Below are 13,419 nucleotides of genomic sequence, written 5' to 3' on the forward strand. Positions count from 1 at the left end.
GGGCGACCGGCGCGGGGAAGTCGACCCTCGGGACCGCGCTGGCCGGGATGGGTGACGCGTCGCTGAAAGTCGCCGGGGGTCGAGCGACGGTGTGCGGTGTGAACATCCGCAGACCGGGGCGCGCTCGTCGCACCCTCACCGCGCTCACCGGTCACCTCGCGCAGGCGGCAGGCGCGGCGCTGCCACCCCGGCTCACCGTCGCCGAGGCGATCTCGGAGCCGATCACGTCGCGCGAGAAGAAGGTCAACGGCAGGGCGCTGGCGATCCGTGTCGCGTCGCTGCTCGACGAGCTGCACCTGCCGCTGGGGCTCGCCTCGAAGTTCCCCTACGAGCTCAGCGCCGGCATGCGCCAACGCGTCGCGATCGCCCGAGCGCTCATGCTCGAACCGCACGTGCTCATCGCCGACGAACCGCTCGCGAACCTCGACCTCGAGGTACGACCGGTCGTCTTCGATGCGATCACCCGCCGCCGCACCGAGCGTGCCATGGCCGCGCTGCTGGTGACGAACGACGCCGCGTTCATCCGCGAGCTCGACGCCGAGGCGCTGCTGCTGCGGGCGGGTCATGTCGTGGCTCGAGGCACCGGATCGAACCTCATCTGGGCGCCGAACGCCGAAGGCGACGTCACGCCCTGACCCCGCCACGCCCGGGCGGCGCCGTGTGTTCAGCAGCGCCGGTGGAGTTTGCTAAGCTGGGGGAGTTGCCCGCGCAGCGGGGAACGACCGAATGATCCTCGGTAGCTCAATTGGCAGAGCAGCCGGCTGTTAACCGGCAGGTTCTTGGTTCGAGTCCAAGCCGGGGAGCCAATCCCTGCGAGACCCCGCCCGAGTGGCGGGGTTTCGTCGTCTCTCCGCTCGGATCGTCGCGCGATCAGTACGAGCGCACCAGGATCCGGTTGTCGACGAAGCGCACGTGCGCAGACCCCTCCAGGCGTCAGTCCGCAGGTCCGGCGGTGAGCGAATGTCCCCACTGCCTGGCCCGATCGAGCTCCCCGTCCACGAGCGGTCCCTCATAGCCCTCGACGAGGAAGCTCTCCGGCTCGGCCGTGTGCGTGAATCCCTTCCGTCGCGCTGCCCGGGTCGCCGAGCGCGAGGCCGCGCCCGGCATCAGCGGCATGTCGACGCGCGTGTCGAACGCGACGAAGATCGGCTTGTTCTCACCGGACGGCAGATCGGACAGCCAATCGCGTATGCCGCGCGGGAGATCGGCGACTCGGCCCCCGCGGTGCGCGGCCTCCTGCCGGGTGGAGTACCGCGACATCGAGAACGCGTGAGTGGGGCCGCCGACCACGAGGAGGTCGACCGCGTCGGAGATGTCGTCCGGGGCGTCCGTCACCTCGACGAGATCGACGTGCGCGCTGTCGCGCATGCCGTCGGCGATCGCCTCCGCGATCTTCCGCGTGTTGCCGAACATGGTCTCGTAGACGACGAGTGCGCGCATGCTGACTCCCGACTCTCCGCGCGGAACGTCGTGGTGCTCCGCGCTGACATCATGTTCTCGGAACCGCCGGCGCTGCACCGGGACTTTGGTCACAGCGCCCCGCGTGGACCCGGGGTCAGGAGGTGACTGGAACCCGCCACTGCGCTCTGGTGCCCCGGTCCGTGCCGTCGGCGATGCTGAAGTCGCCGCCGTGATCGGCCGCGCGGTGCGCGAGATTCACGGTTCCGCTGGGCACGCCGGCACGCTCTCCGAGGCCGTCGCCGTCGTCGTCGACGGTGACGGTGACACCGGCATCGTCGACCTCCACAGCGACCGAGCAGTTCTGTGCGTTCGCGTGGCGTGCGATGTTCGCGAGCGATTCCCGCACGACGGCGATCACATCGTCGGCGAGGGTGCCCGTGACGGCGAGATCGACCGGTCCCGAGAAGGTCACCCGCGGTGGCCGGAAGAGCGCGGGGGCGAGTTCGGCGACGACAGCGAGGATGCGGTCGCGCGTCTGCTGCGCCCCCGGCTGCCGTCCGCGGAGGGTGAAGATCGCCGTGCGGATGTCTGCGATCGCGGCATCGAGCTCGCTGACGTGCTCGTCGATGCGCTCGGACTGCGCGGGGATCGCTGCGCTCAGGGCCTGCAGGCCGAGGCTGGTCGCGAAGAGCCGCTGGATCACGTGATCGTGCAGATCCCGCGCGATCCGTGCGCGGTCCTCGATGATGTCCAGGCGCTGACGATCCGCTCGGGCCCACGCGAGGGACACGGCGATGCCGGCGTGGGCGGAGAACTCCGCGATCGTGGCGAGTTCGCCGCGGGTGAAGCCGCTCTCCGCGCGCTCGCGGAACACGCAGAGCGCGCCGATCGCACGGCCCGAGGCCGTCAGCGGGACCGCGGCGCCGGGTCCGACGAGGATCCGGCCGTCGAGGAACGTCCGCTCGTGTGACTCGTCGATGATCGGCTGCCCGCTCTCGATCGCGCGCGCTGCCAGGGAGGTGATGGCGGGGATGGTGGTGCCGGCGAGGTCAGCGGAGCCTTCGCCGTGCGCGACCGCGATGCGGATGTTCTCGCTGTCGGCGGGTACGGCGATGGTGACCAGCCGACTGGGGATGACGAGCGCGACGTGCTCGGCCACGACGCTCAGCACGTCGGCGGTGCGGGAGGAGAGCAGGGCCGTCGCGATCTCGGAGAACGCCTTGCTCAGCCGTTCTTGGCGTCGCGCCTCGTCGTAGAGTCGGGCGTTCTGGATGGCGACCGCGGCCGTGCTCGCGAGAGCCTGGATCAGCTGCTCGTCCTCCTCGGTGAAGAACCCGGCGGCGGGGTCGGTGAGGTACAGATTCCCGTACACCTCGTCACGCAGCAGGATCGGCACACCGAGGAAGGCGTCCATCGGGGGGTGGTGCTCCGGGAAGCCGACCGAGCGGGCGTCGTCGGTGATCTGCGCGAGCCGGATCGTCTCCGCCGAGTCGATGACGGCCCCCAGCAGCCCGTATCCGTGCGGAAGCGGGCCGATCCTCTCGACCTGTTCGGCGGGGATCCCGCAGTGCACGAAGCGCTCCAGCGTCCGGTTCTCGTCGATCACTCCGAGCGCTCCGTACCGGGCGCCGACGAGAGTCATCGCGGACTGCACGATCTGGCCCAGCACCCTGTCGATGTCGAGGGCGTCGATGACCGACCGTGTGGCCGTCAGCAGCTCGCGCAGCCGCCCCTGCACGGCCAGCACATGCTCAGCGTGCGAGATGAGCTCGCCGATCGTCTTGTCGAGCTCGGCTCTGGGCTGATCGGGAAACTGAAGGTTCGCGTCCACGCTGCAGCACCTCCCGGTGGCTGGTAGCCCGAGTGTAGCGTCCGAGGCGGCGCGCCCGACAGCGGGATCCACCGGCGCCCGCGCCGTCGCGTCGGGCCGAAAGTCCCATGCGGTCTCATCGCCGTCCGCGTACTGTCGTGCACAGCGGCTCCGCCTCGTTGCCGCGTGCGGTCGGAACGACTTCGAGAGGGGCCACGCCATGCTGCGGGTGTTCCTGGTGGACGATCACGAGGTCGTCCGGCGCGGCGTCGCCGAGCTGCTGGCCTCGCAGCCGGACATGGAGCTGGTCGGTGAGGCGGCGACCTGCCGGGAGGCGCTCGGCCGGGTCGCGGCCACTCTGCCCGACGTCGCTGTGCTGGACGTGCAGCTGCCGGACGGCAACGGCGCGGAGCTGTGCCGCGAGATCCGGCAGCGGCATCCGCGGGTGCGCTGTCTGATGTTCACCGCATTCGACGACGACGATGCCGTCTTCGCGTCGATCCTCGCGGACGCCTCAGGGTACCTGCTCAAGAGCGCGCACGGTGTGGATCTGGTGCACGCCATCCAGCGCATCGCCGCAGGCCATCGGCTGATCAACCCGGTGGCTGCGCAGCGAGCGGCTCAGCAGATGCGCGCCATGGCCGCAGACGATCCGCGGTTCGGCTCGCTGGGGCTGCGCGAACGGCAGATCCTCGCTCTGATCGCCGACGGGCTCACCAACCGCCTGATCGCGGACCGGCTCGGCCTGGCCGAGAAGACGGTGAAGAACTACGTCTCGACCATGCTCGCCAAGCTCGGGCTGGAGCACCGCACGCAGGCCGCGCTCTTCGAGAACGATCGCAAGCATGCGCAGATGGATGCGCAGATCGCCGGGCGGTCCGTGCCGCATCCGTGACCCCGATGCGGTCGCAGACCGCTGCTCACCGGTGCGGGACCGGCTCGCTCTGTCGCGATGCTGCGGGCACGTCCGCGTGCGCGTGCACGATCAGCACGGGGCACTTCGCATGTGCCGCGCATGCCGTGCTCACCGACCCGAGGAGCAGGCCCACGAAGCCCCCGTGCCCGCGGTTCCCGAGCACGAGCATCCCCGCTCGGCGGCTGACGTCGATGAGCGTCGGCGCGGCCGGGCCTGCGAGCACGCTGCGCACGAGGTCTGCCGGCGGATCGGATGCGAACGCGTCGGCGATCGCGGCATCGAGCAGCTTCTCGGCATCGTCTTCCGGCGACCAGCCGGCGATCGTGTACGAGTCCATGATCGGCGGATAGGTCCAGGTGGTCACCGCCTCGAGGGGAGCGTCGAGCGCGTCGGCGATCCGGGCTCCGTATCGCAGCGCCGCGATGGAGGCGGCGGATCCGTCGACGCCGACGACGATGCGGTCGTCCTCGGTGTGTCGGCCGTCGGCCGCGTCGGTGCTGCGCGCTGGGGCGTTGGTGTCCATGACGTCACCCTGCCCGCCCGCCTCCCGCTGCGCCGGGACGAAAGTCCCATGAGCGGCTGCGGCGATCGGTGTGGAGTCAGAGCAGCTCGGCGCGCAGCTGCTCAGCGGTCTTCGGGGAGAGCAGCCCCGGCGCGATGTCGAACGGCGTCTTCGCGCCGTGGTCGCCCGACGCGTGCAGGCGCGCGGCGGCGCGCGCGTACGCCACGAGGACGCTGGCGGTGAACTCGGGGTTCGACTCGAGGGCGAGTCGGAACTCCATCGTCTGAGACGAGGCGTCGGAGGTCGTCCCGCTGCGGATCACGAAGCCGCCGTGCGGCGCGCCGGCGTGATCGCGGGTGAGCTCCTCCGCCGACACGAACCGCACCGTCGTGTCGTAGGGCTCGAAGTAGTCGGGCATGCTCACGATCGCCTCGCGCACGGCATCCGGATCGGCGCCGTCCGCCAGCACCACCACGCACTCCCTGGTGTGCTTGTCCCGCGTGCCGAGCTCGGGACGCTCGCCCGCGCGCACCCTGGCCACAGCATCGTCGGACGGGATCGTGTACTGCACGCCGGCCGCGACTCCGGGCACGCGGCGGATGGCGTCGGAGTGCCCCTGACTGAGTCCGCGCCCCCAGAAGGTGTACGTCTCGCCCTGCGGCAGGATCGCCTCGCCGTAGAGCCGCTGCAACGAGAACAGCCCTGGATCCCATCCGGTCGAGATCACCGCGGTGGTCCCCGCTGCCCGCGCCGCGGCGTCGACAGCGGCGAAATGCTCGGGGATGCGCGCGTGGGTGTCGAAGCTGTCCACGACCGAGAAGCGGGATGCGAGCTGCGGCGTCTGCTCGGGCAGGTCGCTCTTCGAGCCGCCGCAGAGGACCAGCACGTCGATCTCGTCCTGCATGGCGTCGAGCTCGTCGACGCCTCGCACCGGGACGGCCGGGTCGACCGTGCGGACCGAATCGGGGTCGCGCCTGGTGAACACCCCGACGAGGCGCATGTCGGGATTCAGGGCGATGGATCGCTCGACCCCGCGCCCGAGATTGCCGTAGCCGACGATGCCGATGCGCAGCTGTGCGTTCATGGTGCTCTCTTCTGTAGCGCGCGAGCGCGGTCTGTCCGTGGGGGAGTCTCAGCCCTCGAGGTCGTCGACCCCGGGCATCCAGCTGTGCGAGCCGCGGTGCCAGCCGCGCTTGCGCGCGATCTTCTGCACCGTCTTCGCGTCCGAGTCGCCGAGGCGATCGACGTAGAGCACGCCGTCGAGGTGGTCGAACTCGTGCTGCATGATGCGCGCCCGCCAGCCGTCGACCTCGATGCGCACGTCGCGGCCCTCGAGATCCGTGCCCGTGACGAGCACGCGGTCCGAGCGGCGCAGCGCGAAGCGCTCACCGGGGAACGACAGGCAGCCCTCGGATTCCTCTTCGGGGTCGGGGGAACCGGGCTCGAGAGGGGTCATCCACAGCACGGGGTTGATGATCTCCCCGCGCCAGGGGTTCTCGTCATCGTCGACGTAGGAGTAGACGTAGATGCGCAGGCCCACGCCCACCTGTGGCGCCGCCAGCCCGACGCCGGGAGCGGCCTCCATCGTCTCGTACATGTCGGCGACGAGCGTGCGGATCTCGTCGGTCACCTCGCCCACCTCGCTCGCGGGTGCGTGCAGAACAGGATCGCCCATGATGCGAATCGGAAGAACAGCCACGCCACAACCCTAACGGGCGGGAAGCGGCAGGTAGGGTGAGACGGTGCAGCATGGGGCGGACTTCGCAGGGAACGTGAGCGATCAGCTTGTCGGGGTGTTCCAGAACCCCGCTCTGCTGTTCGGCATCCCGCTGGCTCTGGCCGGAGCGGTCTTCATGTCGCTCGGTGCGCAGTACCAGCATCGCGGCGTCGAGAAGGTGGAGCGGCTCAGCGGCACGCAGGGCGCGACCGGTCTCAGCGGCGCACAGCTGAAGGGGCTGCTCACACGCCCGTCGTGGATCATCGGGACCCTGATGCTGGCCCTGGCGATCGTGTGCCAGCTCAGCGCCATCGCCATCGCCCCGCTGATCGTCGTGCAGCCGCTCGGTGCGATCGCGCTCGTGGTGACCACTCTTCTGAACGCGCGGATCTCCGGTCACACCCCGACCCGGCAGTCGCTGATCGCGATCGGCGCGTGTCTCGGCGGCATCTTCCTGTTCGTCGTGTTCGCCGCGCTCTACGCGACCGAACGACCGATCAGCAACGACGACCTCTTCATGATCCTCACGATCCTGCTGGTCGTGATCATCGCCCTCGGCGCGTGCTGGCTGATCCTGCGTCGCCGCATGCGCGCCCTGTTCTACGTCACCGGCGCCGGCATCCTGTACGGCTTCGTCGCCACGCTCGCCAAGGCGGTCATCAGCCGCATCCAGGCCGGCGACTTCGAGTGGCTCACCGTGGTCTGCGTGATCGCCCTGATCGCCGCCGCCGCCGTCGGCGCGTACTTCGTGCAGACCGCCTACAGCTCGGGGCCGCCCGACCTCGTCATCGCCGGCCTCACGGTGATCGATCCGATCGTGGCCGTGCTCATCGGCGCGCTCGTGCTCGGGGAGGCCGCGGCCGCTCCGCTGTGGGTCGTGATCCTGTTCGTCGTCGCCGGAGCGATCGCCATCTGGGGCGTGTTCAGCCTGGCGCGGTACCACCCGCAGGTGCTCAGCGGCAGCCAGGAGCTCGGCATCCGCCGGGGCAGCGACCCGGGCACGGGTTCAGCGTCCGCGCAGAACTGACCCGCAGCAGGCACGGCCGGCCGGACCGGCCGGGCTCAGTAGTCCCGGTCGATGAGCTCGGGCGAGACCTCCGCTGCGGCGGCCTCGTCGACGAAGAACACCGTGCGGCGGCGCCCTTTCGCGCCCGCCGCCGGCACACTGGCGTAGCTTGCGCCGGCGAGGGCGAGACCGAGAGCGGATGCCTTGTCGGCACCGGTCAGCACCAGCCAGACGCGCTTGGCTGAATTCAGCACCGGACGGGTCAGCGTGACGCGTTCCGGCGGCGGCTTGGGCGAGTTGCGCACCGGCAGCGCCGCGGCGTCTGTCACGGTCACCTCGGGGCGATCGGGGAACAGCGAGGCGATGTGCCCGTCGGGTCCGACGCCGAGGAAGCAGACCGCGAACGACGGCCACTCGTCGTGCACGCTGGCGAAGCGGGCGAGCTCGGCGGCGTACGCCTGGGCCGCCTCGTCGAGGGTGACGCCGTCGCTGGGGGCGGCGACCTCGTGCACGTTCTCGGCCGGTACGGGGATGTGATCGAGCAGCGCACGCCGCGACTGCAGCGAATTGCGGTCGGGGTCGTCGCGCTCGACGAAGCGCTCGTCACCCCACCAGAAGTGCACCAGCGACCAGTCGATGTCCGCCGAACGGGGGTCCTCTGCGGTCGCCGCGAGCACGGCCCCGCCCATCGAACCACCCGTGAGGCACACGTGCGCGATGCGGCCGTTGCGGGTGCGGGCCTGAAGGCGGGTGATGAAGCGGTCTGCCACGCGCGCCGCGAGATCGGCGGGAGTGGGCTCGACGACCACGGTCTTCGTCGTTCCCTGGACCTTCACGCCGATCACGCTCCCTGCTCGGGCGGGCCGAGGTGCGACCAGCCCTCGGTGATGACACGACCATAGAGCAGATCCGCGTCGAGGCGGCGCAGCTCCTCGGCGAGGCACTCGCGCAGCGTGCGCCGCGGCAGGTGCAGCTCGTGGTCGGGCTGGCCGGGCTGGGTCAGCACGGCGACGCCGGGTGAGGGCCGCTCGAGCAGGATGTCGCCGCTGGCGCGGGTGAGGCGCACCGACTTGATGCCCTCCTCCCACTCGCTCGGATCCTCGTACGACCACGTCACGGGCACATCGAGCGCCATCTGCAGCCATGCGGCCAGCAGCGCGGTCGACGGCGACGCCGCGGCGCCGCGCACCTCGGCGCCGACCACGTCCTCGAAGGGCGGCTGGTCGAGCACGGCTGCGAGCTGTTCGCGCCAGTGCGTGAGGCGGGTCCAGGCGAGGTCCGTGTCGCCGGGGGCGTGGGTGCGGCCCAGCAGGGTCAGGCGGTCGCGCACATCGGAGCTCGTGGCCGCGTCGGTGATGCGGCGCTGCGCGATCCGCCCGAGAGGGGAATCCGCGGCATCCAGCGGCGCTTCGTCCGGCCACCACGCGACAACGGGGGCATCCGGCAGCAGGAGTCCGGTGACCAGGCTCTCGGCGTTGCTCGCCGCGTCGCCGAAGGCTCGCAGCACCACCACCTCGCTCGCTCCGGCATCGCCGCCGACGCGGATCTGCGCGTCCAGTCGGGCCTCGCCGTCGCCGAGGGTGAGGACGATCACGCGCATCGGGTGCTCGCGGGATGCGTCGTTGGCCGCCTCGATCGCCTCTTCGGCGACCCCGTTGCGGGCGGCGATGATCAGGGTCAGCACACGACCGAGGGCGACGGCGCCGCCCTCTTCGCGCACCTTGACGAGCTGCTTGGCGACCTGACTGATCGTCGTGTCGGGAATGTCGATGATCACGGGCGTCTCCAGACTCGTCCGTCGCGGGCAAGGAGGTCATCGGCCGAGGCAGGGCCCCAGGAGCCGGGGGCGTACTGTTCGGGCTGCTCGTCCAGAGATGCCCAGTACTGCTCGATCGGGTCGAGGATCTTCCACGACAGCTCGACCTCCTCGTGCCGGGGGAAGAGCGGGGGATCGCCGAGGAGCACGTCGAGGATGAGGCGCTCGTACGCCTCGGGGCTCGCCTCGGTGAAGGCGTGGCCGTACCCGAAGTCCATGGTCACGTCGCGCACCTGGGTTCCGGCGCCGGGGACCTTCGAGCCGAAGCGGATCGTGACGCCCTCGTTCGGCTGCACGCGGATGACCAGGGCGTTCTGGCCGATCTCCGACGCGCGGCCCATCAGATGGTGCGGCGCGCGCTTGAAGACGATCGCGATCTCGGTGACCCGGCGTCCCAGGCGCTTGCCGGTGCGGAGGTAGAACGGCACACCTGCCCAGCGGCGGTTGGCGATCTCGAGCTTGAGGGCCGCGTACGTCTCGGTGGTCGACTGGGGGTTCATCCCCTCCTCTTCGAGGAAGCCGTTCACCTTCTCGCCGCCCTGCCACCCGCCGGCGTACTGGCCGCGTGCGGCCGCCAGCGACAGATCCTCCGGGAGCTGGACCGCCTCGAGGACCTTCTCCTTCTCGGCGCGAAGATGCTCGGCCGACAGGCTGATCGGCTCCTCCATCGCCGTCAGGGCGAGAAGCTGCAGCAGGTGGTTCTGGATCACGTCGCGTGCCGCGCCGATGCCGTCGTAGTAGCCCGCGCGGCCGCCCACGCCGATGTCCTCGGCCATGGTGATCTGCACGTGATCGATGTGGTTGCGATTCCAGATCGGCTCGTACAGCTCGTTCGCGAAGCGCAGCGCGAGGATGTTCTGCACCGTCTCCTTGCCGAGGTAGTGGTCGATGCGGAAGATCGAGTCGGCGGGGAAGGCGACCTCGAGCGCGCTGTTGAGGGCCCGAGCCGACTCCAGGTCGTCGCCGAACGGCTTCTCGATCACGACGCGGCGCCAGCAGGTGTCGTCGTCGCTGTCCTCGCCGACCAGGCCGGATTCCTTCAGCTGGCGCGCCACCGTCGGGAAGTCCTTCGGGGGGATCGACAGGTAGAAGGCGTGGTTGCCCATGGTGCCGCGCTCGACGTCGAGCGTCTCGACGGTCTCGCGCAGCCGTGCGAACGACTGCGGGTCGTCGAACGTGCCCTGCACGAACCGGATGCCCTGCAGCAGCTGCTGCCAGGTCTCCTCGCGGAACTCGGTGCGCGAGTGCTGCTTCACGGCGTCGTACACGACCTTCGCGAAGTCCTGGTCCTCCCAGTCGCGCCGGGCGAAGCCGACGAGGGCGAAACCGGGCGGCAGCAGGCCGCGGTTGGCGAGGTCGTACACGGCGGGCATGAGCTTCTTGCGCGACAGATCGCCGGTCACGCCGAAGATCACCAGGGCGCTCGGGCCGGCGATGCGATTCAGGCGGCGATCATCAGGGTCGCGGAGGGGGTTGTGTCCGCGGGAGACGGTGGCAGTCATCGGTGGGGGATATCTCCAAGTCGTGAGGATGAGCTCACTGAGCGGCTTCGAAGAGCGCCAGCACGTCATCCACGGCGTCTGTGATGGTCAGGGTGACGACCGGGCGACCGAGACCGGAGAGCACGGCCGCGTCGCCCGCAGCCTGTGCCTCGATCAGCTGCCCGAACGTGAACGGGCGCCCGGGGATCTCCAGATCCACGTCGGTGCGCTCGGTGATCTGCAGGAACACGCCCTGGGCCGGGCCGCCCTTGTGGTACTGGCCCGTCGAATGCAGGAAGCGGGGCCCCCAGCCGAACGTGGTCGGACGTCCGGAGTCGGCGGCCACCATCTCGCGCAGCCCCGAGAGCTGGGGCATGTCGTTGCGGTCGACGTACGCGTGGATCGCCACGTATCCGTCGGCGCCGAGCCGCTCCCACAGGGCGTCGAGCACACCGGCGAGCGTACCCGAGCGCAGCAGCCCCGGATCCGACGCCCGCACCTCGATGCCGCTCTCGACGAATGCCGCCGTGGTCGCCTCCGGTCGCGCGTCGAGGAGACCGCGTGCGGCCGTCTTCGCGGCCTCGACATCGGGCTGGTCGAACGGATTGATGCCGAGCAGACGGCCGGCGATCGCCGTGGCGTACTCCCAGAGCAGGAACTGCGCGCCGAGCGTGCCGCTGACGAGGATCTCGCCGTGGTGGCGCAGGTGGAACTCGTCGGCGTCGTCGACGAGTCGCACGATCTGCAGATCGGCGGGCGCAGTCTCCACCTCGGGGGAGACGGGCAGCAGCACGACGGGGAGGATGCCGGTGCCGGCCTTCCCGGTGGATTCGGCGATGAGCTGCTCGATCCAGTCGGGAAGCCCCTCGATGTGGGTGCCGTCGCTGATGAGCGCGAGCTTGTCGCGGCGGGGCTCCGTGCCCACGATGGCGGCGGCAAGTCGCAGCGCCGGGTTCTCGGTCGAGTCGACGGCGAACTGCAGCATCGATGCCTCCGCCTCATCGAGCAGCTCGGCGATGTCGGCGCCGGCGAGACCGGCCGGCACCAGGCCGAATGCGGTGAGCGCGGAGTACCGGCCCCCGACGTTCGGGTCGGCGGTGAAGACGCGGTATCCGGCCTCCCGCGCCGATTCCTCCAGCGGGGATCCGGGATCGGTGACGACCACGATGCGCTCGGCCGGGTCGATGCCGAGGTCGCTGAAGGCGGCCTCGAAGGCGCGGCGCTGCGAGTCCGTCTCGATGGTGGACCCGGACTTCGACGACACGACGAGTGCCGTGCGGGCGAGGCCCTCGTCGATCCCGCGCAGCACCTGCGCGGGTGCCGTGCTGTCGAGGATGGTCAGCGGCACGCCCGCGGTGTTCGCGATGACCTCGGGGGCGAGCGACGACCCGCCCATGCCGGCCAGCACGATGCGGTCGATCCCGCGCGCGCGGAGATCGTCGCGCAGTGCGACGATCTCCGCGACGAGCGGACGCGAGTTCGAGACGGCGTCGACCCAGCCGAGGCGAACGGACGCCTCGGCTGAGGCATCCGGACCCCACAGGTCGTTGTCGGCTGCGGTGACACGTGAGGCGACGAGGTCGTCGACCAGCCCCGGCACGAGCTGCTCGACGGCGGCCTGAGCCGCCTGCGACACGTGCACCGAGACGGTCATCGTGCGGCGTCCAGGACCCCTGCGACGCTCTCGAGCAGGCCGTGCCACGAGTCGATGAACTTGGCCACGCCCTCCTCCTCGAGCACGCGGGTGACGTCGTCGAAGTCGACGCCGACGGCCTTCAGGTTCGCCATCACCTCGTGCGATTCGGCGTAGGTCGAGGTGATCGTGTCGCCGGTGACCTCGCCGTGGTCGAAGGTCGCCTCGAGCGTCTTCTCGGGCATCGTGTTCACGACGCCGGGAGCGACGAGCTGGGTCACGTAGAGCGTGTCGGGCAGGTTCGGGTCCTTGACGCCGGTCGACGCCCACAGCGGCCGCTGCAGGTTGGCACCCAGGGCGATGAGATCCTGAGCGCGCTTCTCGGCGAACTTCTTCTCGAACAGCTCGTAGGCGAGGCGGGCGTTGGCGAGCCCCGCCTTGCTCTTCAGGGCCAGCGCCTCCTCGGTGCCGATCTCCTCCAGACGCTTGTCGGTCTCGGTGTCGACGCGAGACACGAAGAACGAGGCGACCGAGTGGATGCTCGACAGGTCGAAGTCGGCGGAGTGCGCGCGCTCGAGGCCCGTCAGGTACGCGTCGATGACCTCTTCGTACCGCTCCAGGCTGAAGATCAGGGTGACGTTCACACTGATGCCGGTGGCGATCGCCTCGGTGATCGCGGGAAGACCGGCCTTGGTGGCGGGGATCTTCACCAGCAGGTTGGGGCGGTCGATCTTCTGCCACAGCTCCTTGGCCGACGCGACCGTGCCCTCGGTGTCGTGCGCGAGGTCGGGGGAGACCTCGATCGAGACGCGTCCGTCGACGTGGTTCGTCGCCTCCCACACCGGGCGGAAGACGTCCAGCGCGTCGGCCACATCCTGGGTGGTGGCGGCGAAGATCGCCTCTTCGGCGGATGCCCCCGCCGCGGCGAGCTCGCGGGTCTGCTCGTCGTAGGAGGTGTCGTTCTTGTCCATCAGCGCGGTGGCGAAGATGGTCGGGTTCGTGGTGACGCCGACGACGTTGCGGCTGTCGATCAGCTGCGCGAGGTTGCCGGAGCTGATGCGCGTGCGCGACAGATCATCGAGCCAGATGCTGACGCCGGCCTGCGCGAGGTTCTCGGTGGGGGTGCTCATGTCTCTC

The 13,419-nt window shown here is 70.2% G+C and carries 13 protein-coding genes and 1 tRNA gene; 4 read left to right on the forward strand and 10 right to left on the reverse strand.

Going from position 1 to position 13,419, the window contains the following annotated elements; genetic code table 11:
• Positions 1 to 635, forward strand: a 635-nt coding sequence (locus BFN01_RS07910) for an ATP-binding cassette domain-containing protein (RefSeq protein WP_071643374.1), incomplete at its 5' end; no start/stop codon positions are given.
• A 95-nt stretch (positions 636 to 730) separates the two neighbouring features.
• A tRNA-Asn gene (locus BFN01_RS07915) sits at positions 731 to 806 on the forward strand.
• A gap of 127 nt (positions 807 to 933) precedes the next feature.
• Here the strand turns inward: BFN01_RS07915 and BFN01_RS07920 are convergent.
• Together BFN01_RS07920 and BFN01_RS07925 are read right to left on the reverse strand one after the other, a co-directional pair.
• Positions 934 to 1,440, reverse strand: coding sequence for a flavodoxin domain-containing protein (locus BFN01_RS07920; RefSeq protein ID WP_071643376.1), 507 nt, complete (start codon positions 1,438 to 1,440; stop codon positions 934 to 936).
• A gap of 115 nt (positions 1,441 to 1,555) precedes the next feature.
• Positions 1,556 to 3,232: a GAF domain-containing protein gene (locus tag BFN01_RS07925; RefSeq protein ID WP_071643378.1), complete on the reverse strand. Its 1,677-nt coding sequence runs from the start codon at positions 3,230 to 3,232 to the stop codon at positions 1,556 to 1,558.
• Between the two features lie 199 nt (positions 3,233 to 3,431).
• Between BFN01_RS07925 and BFN01_RS07930 the strand changes: the two genes are divergently transcribed.
• Positions 3,432 to 4,106 (forward strand): response regulator transcription factor, encoded by a 675-nt coding sequence (locus BFN01_RS07930; protein WP_071643380.1) that lies wholly within the window; start codon positions 3,432 to 3,434, stop codon positions 4,104 to 4,106.
• A gap of 25 nt (positions 4,107 to 4,131) precedes the next feature.
• Here the strand turns inward: BFN01_RS07930 and BFN01_RS07935 are convergent, their stop codons facing one another.
• The 3 genes from BFN01_RS07935 to def all read right to left on the reverse strand — a co-directional run bounded on the left by BFN01_RS07935 (position 4,132) and on the right by def (position 6,328).
• Positions 4,132 to 4,650 (reverse strand): universal stress protein, encoded by a 519-nt coding sequence (locus tag BFN01_RS07935; RefSeq protein ID WP_083428717.1) that lies wholly within the window; start codon positions 4,648 to 4,650, stop codon positions 4,132 to 4,134.
• Between the two features lie 76 nt (positions 4,651 to 4,726).
• Positions 4,727 to 5,713 carry a diaminopimelate dehydrogenase gene (locus BFN01_RS07940; protein WP_071643382.1) on the reverse strand — a complete coding sequence of 329 codons (987 nt, stop codon included), beginning with the start codon at positions 5,711 to 5,713 and terminating at the stop codon, positions 4,727 to 4,729.
• Between the two features lie 48 nt (positions 5,714 to 5,761).
• Complete coding sequence (def, locus tag BFN01_RS07945; protein WP_083428718.1) at positions 5,762 to 6,328, reverse strand: peptide deformylase; 567 nt, start codon at positions 6,326 to 6,328, stop codon at positions 5,762 to 5,764.
• A gap of 73 nt (positions 6,329 to 6,401) precedes the next feature.
• Between def and BFN01_RS07950 the strand changes: the two genes are divergently transcribed.
• Positions 6,402 to 7,373 carry a DMT family transporter gene (locus tag BFN01_RS07950; RefSeq protein WP_256221083.1) on the forward strand — a complete coding sequence of 324 codons (972 nt, stop codon included), beginning with the start codon at positions 6,402 to 6,404 and terminating at the stop codon, positions 7,371 to 7,373.
• Between the two features lie 35 nt (positions 7,374 to 7,408).
• Here BFN01_RS07950 and pgl read toward each other — a convergent pair whose 3' ends face one another.
• The 5 genes from pgl to tal are packed head-to-tail and all read right to left on the reverse strand — an operon-like array spanning position 7,409 to position 13,412.
• On the reverse strand, positions 7,409 to 8,188 hold the full coding sequence (gene pgl, locus BFN01_RS07955; protein ID WP_071643488.1) for a 6-phosphogluconolactonase: 780 nt from the start codon (positions 8,186 to 8,188) through the stop codon (positions 7,409 to 7,411).
• A 5-nt stretch (positions 8,189 to 8,193) separates the two neighbouring features.
• The gene (locus BFN01_RS07960) at positions 8,194 to 9,129 is read right to left on the reverse strand and encodes a glucose-6-phosphate dehydrogenase assembly protein OpcA (protein WP_071643386.1); all 936 of its coding nucleotides are present in this window, start codon (positions 9,127 to 9,129) and stop codon (positions 8,194 to 8,196) included.
• A complete protein-coding gene (zwf, locus tag BFN01_RS07965; protein ID WP_071643388.1) occupies positions 9,126 to 10,670 on the reverse strand; it encodes a glucose-6-phosphate dehydrogenase in 1,545 nt (514 codons plus the stop codon). The genes BFN01_RS07960 and zwf overlap by 4 nt, the downstream gene beginning before the upstream one ends.
• Positions 10,671 to 10,704: 34 nt before the next feature.
• The gene (locus BFN01_RS07970; protein WP_071643390.1) at positions 10,705 to 12,303 is read right to left on the reverse strand and encodes a glucose-6-phosphate isomerase; all 1,599 of its coding nucleotides are present in this window, start codon (positions 12,301 to 12,303) and stop codon (positions 10,705 to 10,707) included.
• The gene (gene tal / locus BFN01_RS07975; RefSeq protein WP_071643392.1) at positions 12,300 to 13,412 is read right to left on the reverse strand and encodes a transaldolase; all 1,113 of its coding nucleotides are present in this window, start codon (positions 13,410 to 13,412) and stop codon (positions 12,300 to 12,302) included. Before tal ends, BFN01_RS07970 begins: the two co-directional genes overlap by 4 nt.
• Positions 13,413 to 13,419: the final 7 nt, after the last annotated feature.

Origin of the sequence: Microbacterium sp. AR7-10 (assembly GCF_001878835.1) — a bacterium.
GTDB classification, from domain to species: domain Bacteria; phylum Actinomycetota; class Actinomycetes; order Actinomycetales; family Microbacteriaceae; genus Microbacterium; species Microbacterium commune.

What these genes read in the sequence shown, in the direction of transcription:
- BFN01_RS07920 (WP_071643376.1), bottom strand. Translation starts at nt 1,440, where the DNA reads ATGCGCGCACTCGTCGTCTACGAGACCATGTTCGGCAACACGCGGAAG.
- BFN01_RS07930 (WP_071643380.1), top strand. Translation starts at nt 3,432, where the DNA reads ATGCTGCGGGTGTTCCTGGTGGACGATCACGAGGTCGTCCGGCGCGGC.
- BFN01_RS07935 (WP_083428717.1), bottom strand. Translation starts at nt 4,650, where the DNA reads ATGGACACCAACGCCCCAGCGCGCAGCACCGACGCGGCCGACGGCCGA.
- BFN01_RS07940 (WP_071643382.1), bottom strand. Translation starts at nt 5,713, where the DNA reads ATGAACGCACAGCTGCGCATCGGCATCGTCGGCTACGGCAATCTCGGG.
- zwf (WP_071643388.1), bottom strand. Translation starts at nt 10,670, where the DNA reads ATGACTGCCACCGTCTCCCGCGGACACAACCCCCTCCGCGACCCTGAT.
- BFN01_RS07970 (WP_071643390.1), bottom strand. Translation starts at nt 12,303, where the DNA reads ATGACCGTCTCGGTGCACGTGTCGCAGGCGGCTCAGGCCGCCGTCGAG.
- tal (WP_071643392.1), bottom strand. Translation starts at nt 13,412, where the DNA reads ATGAGCACCCCCACCGAGAACCTCGCGCAGGCCGGCGTCAGCATCTGG.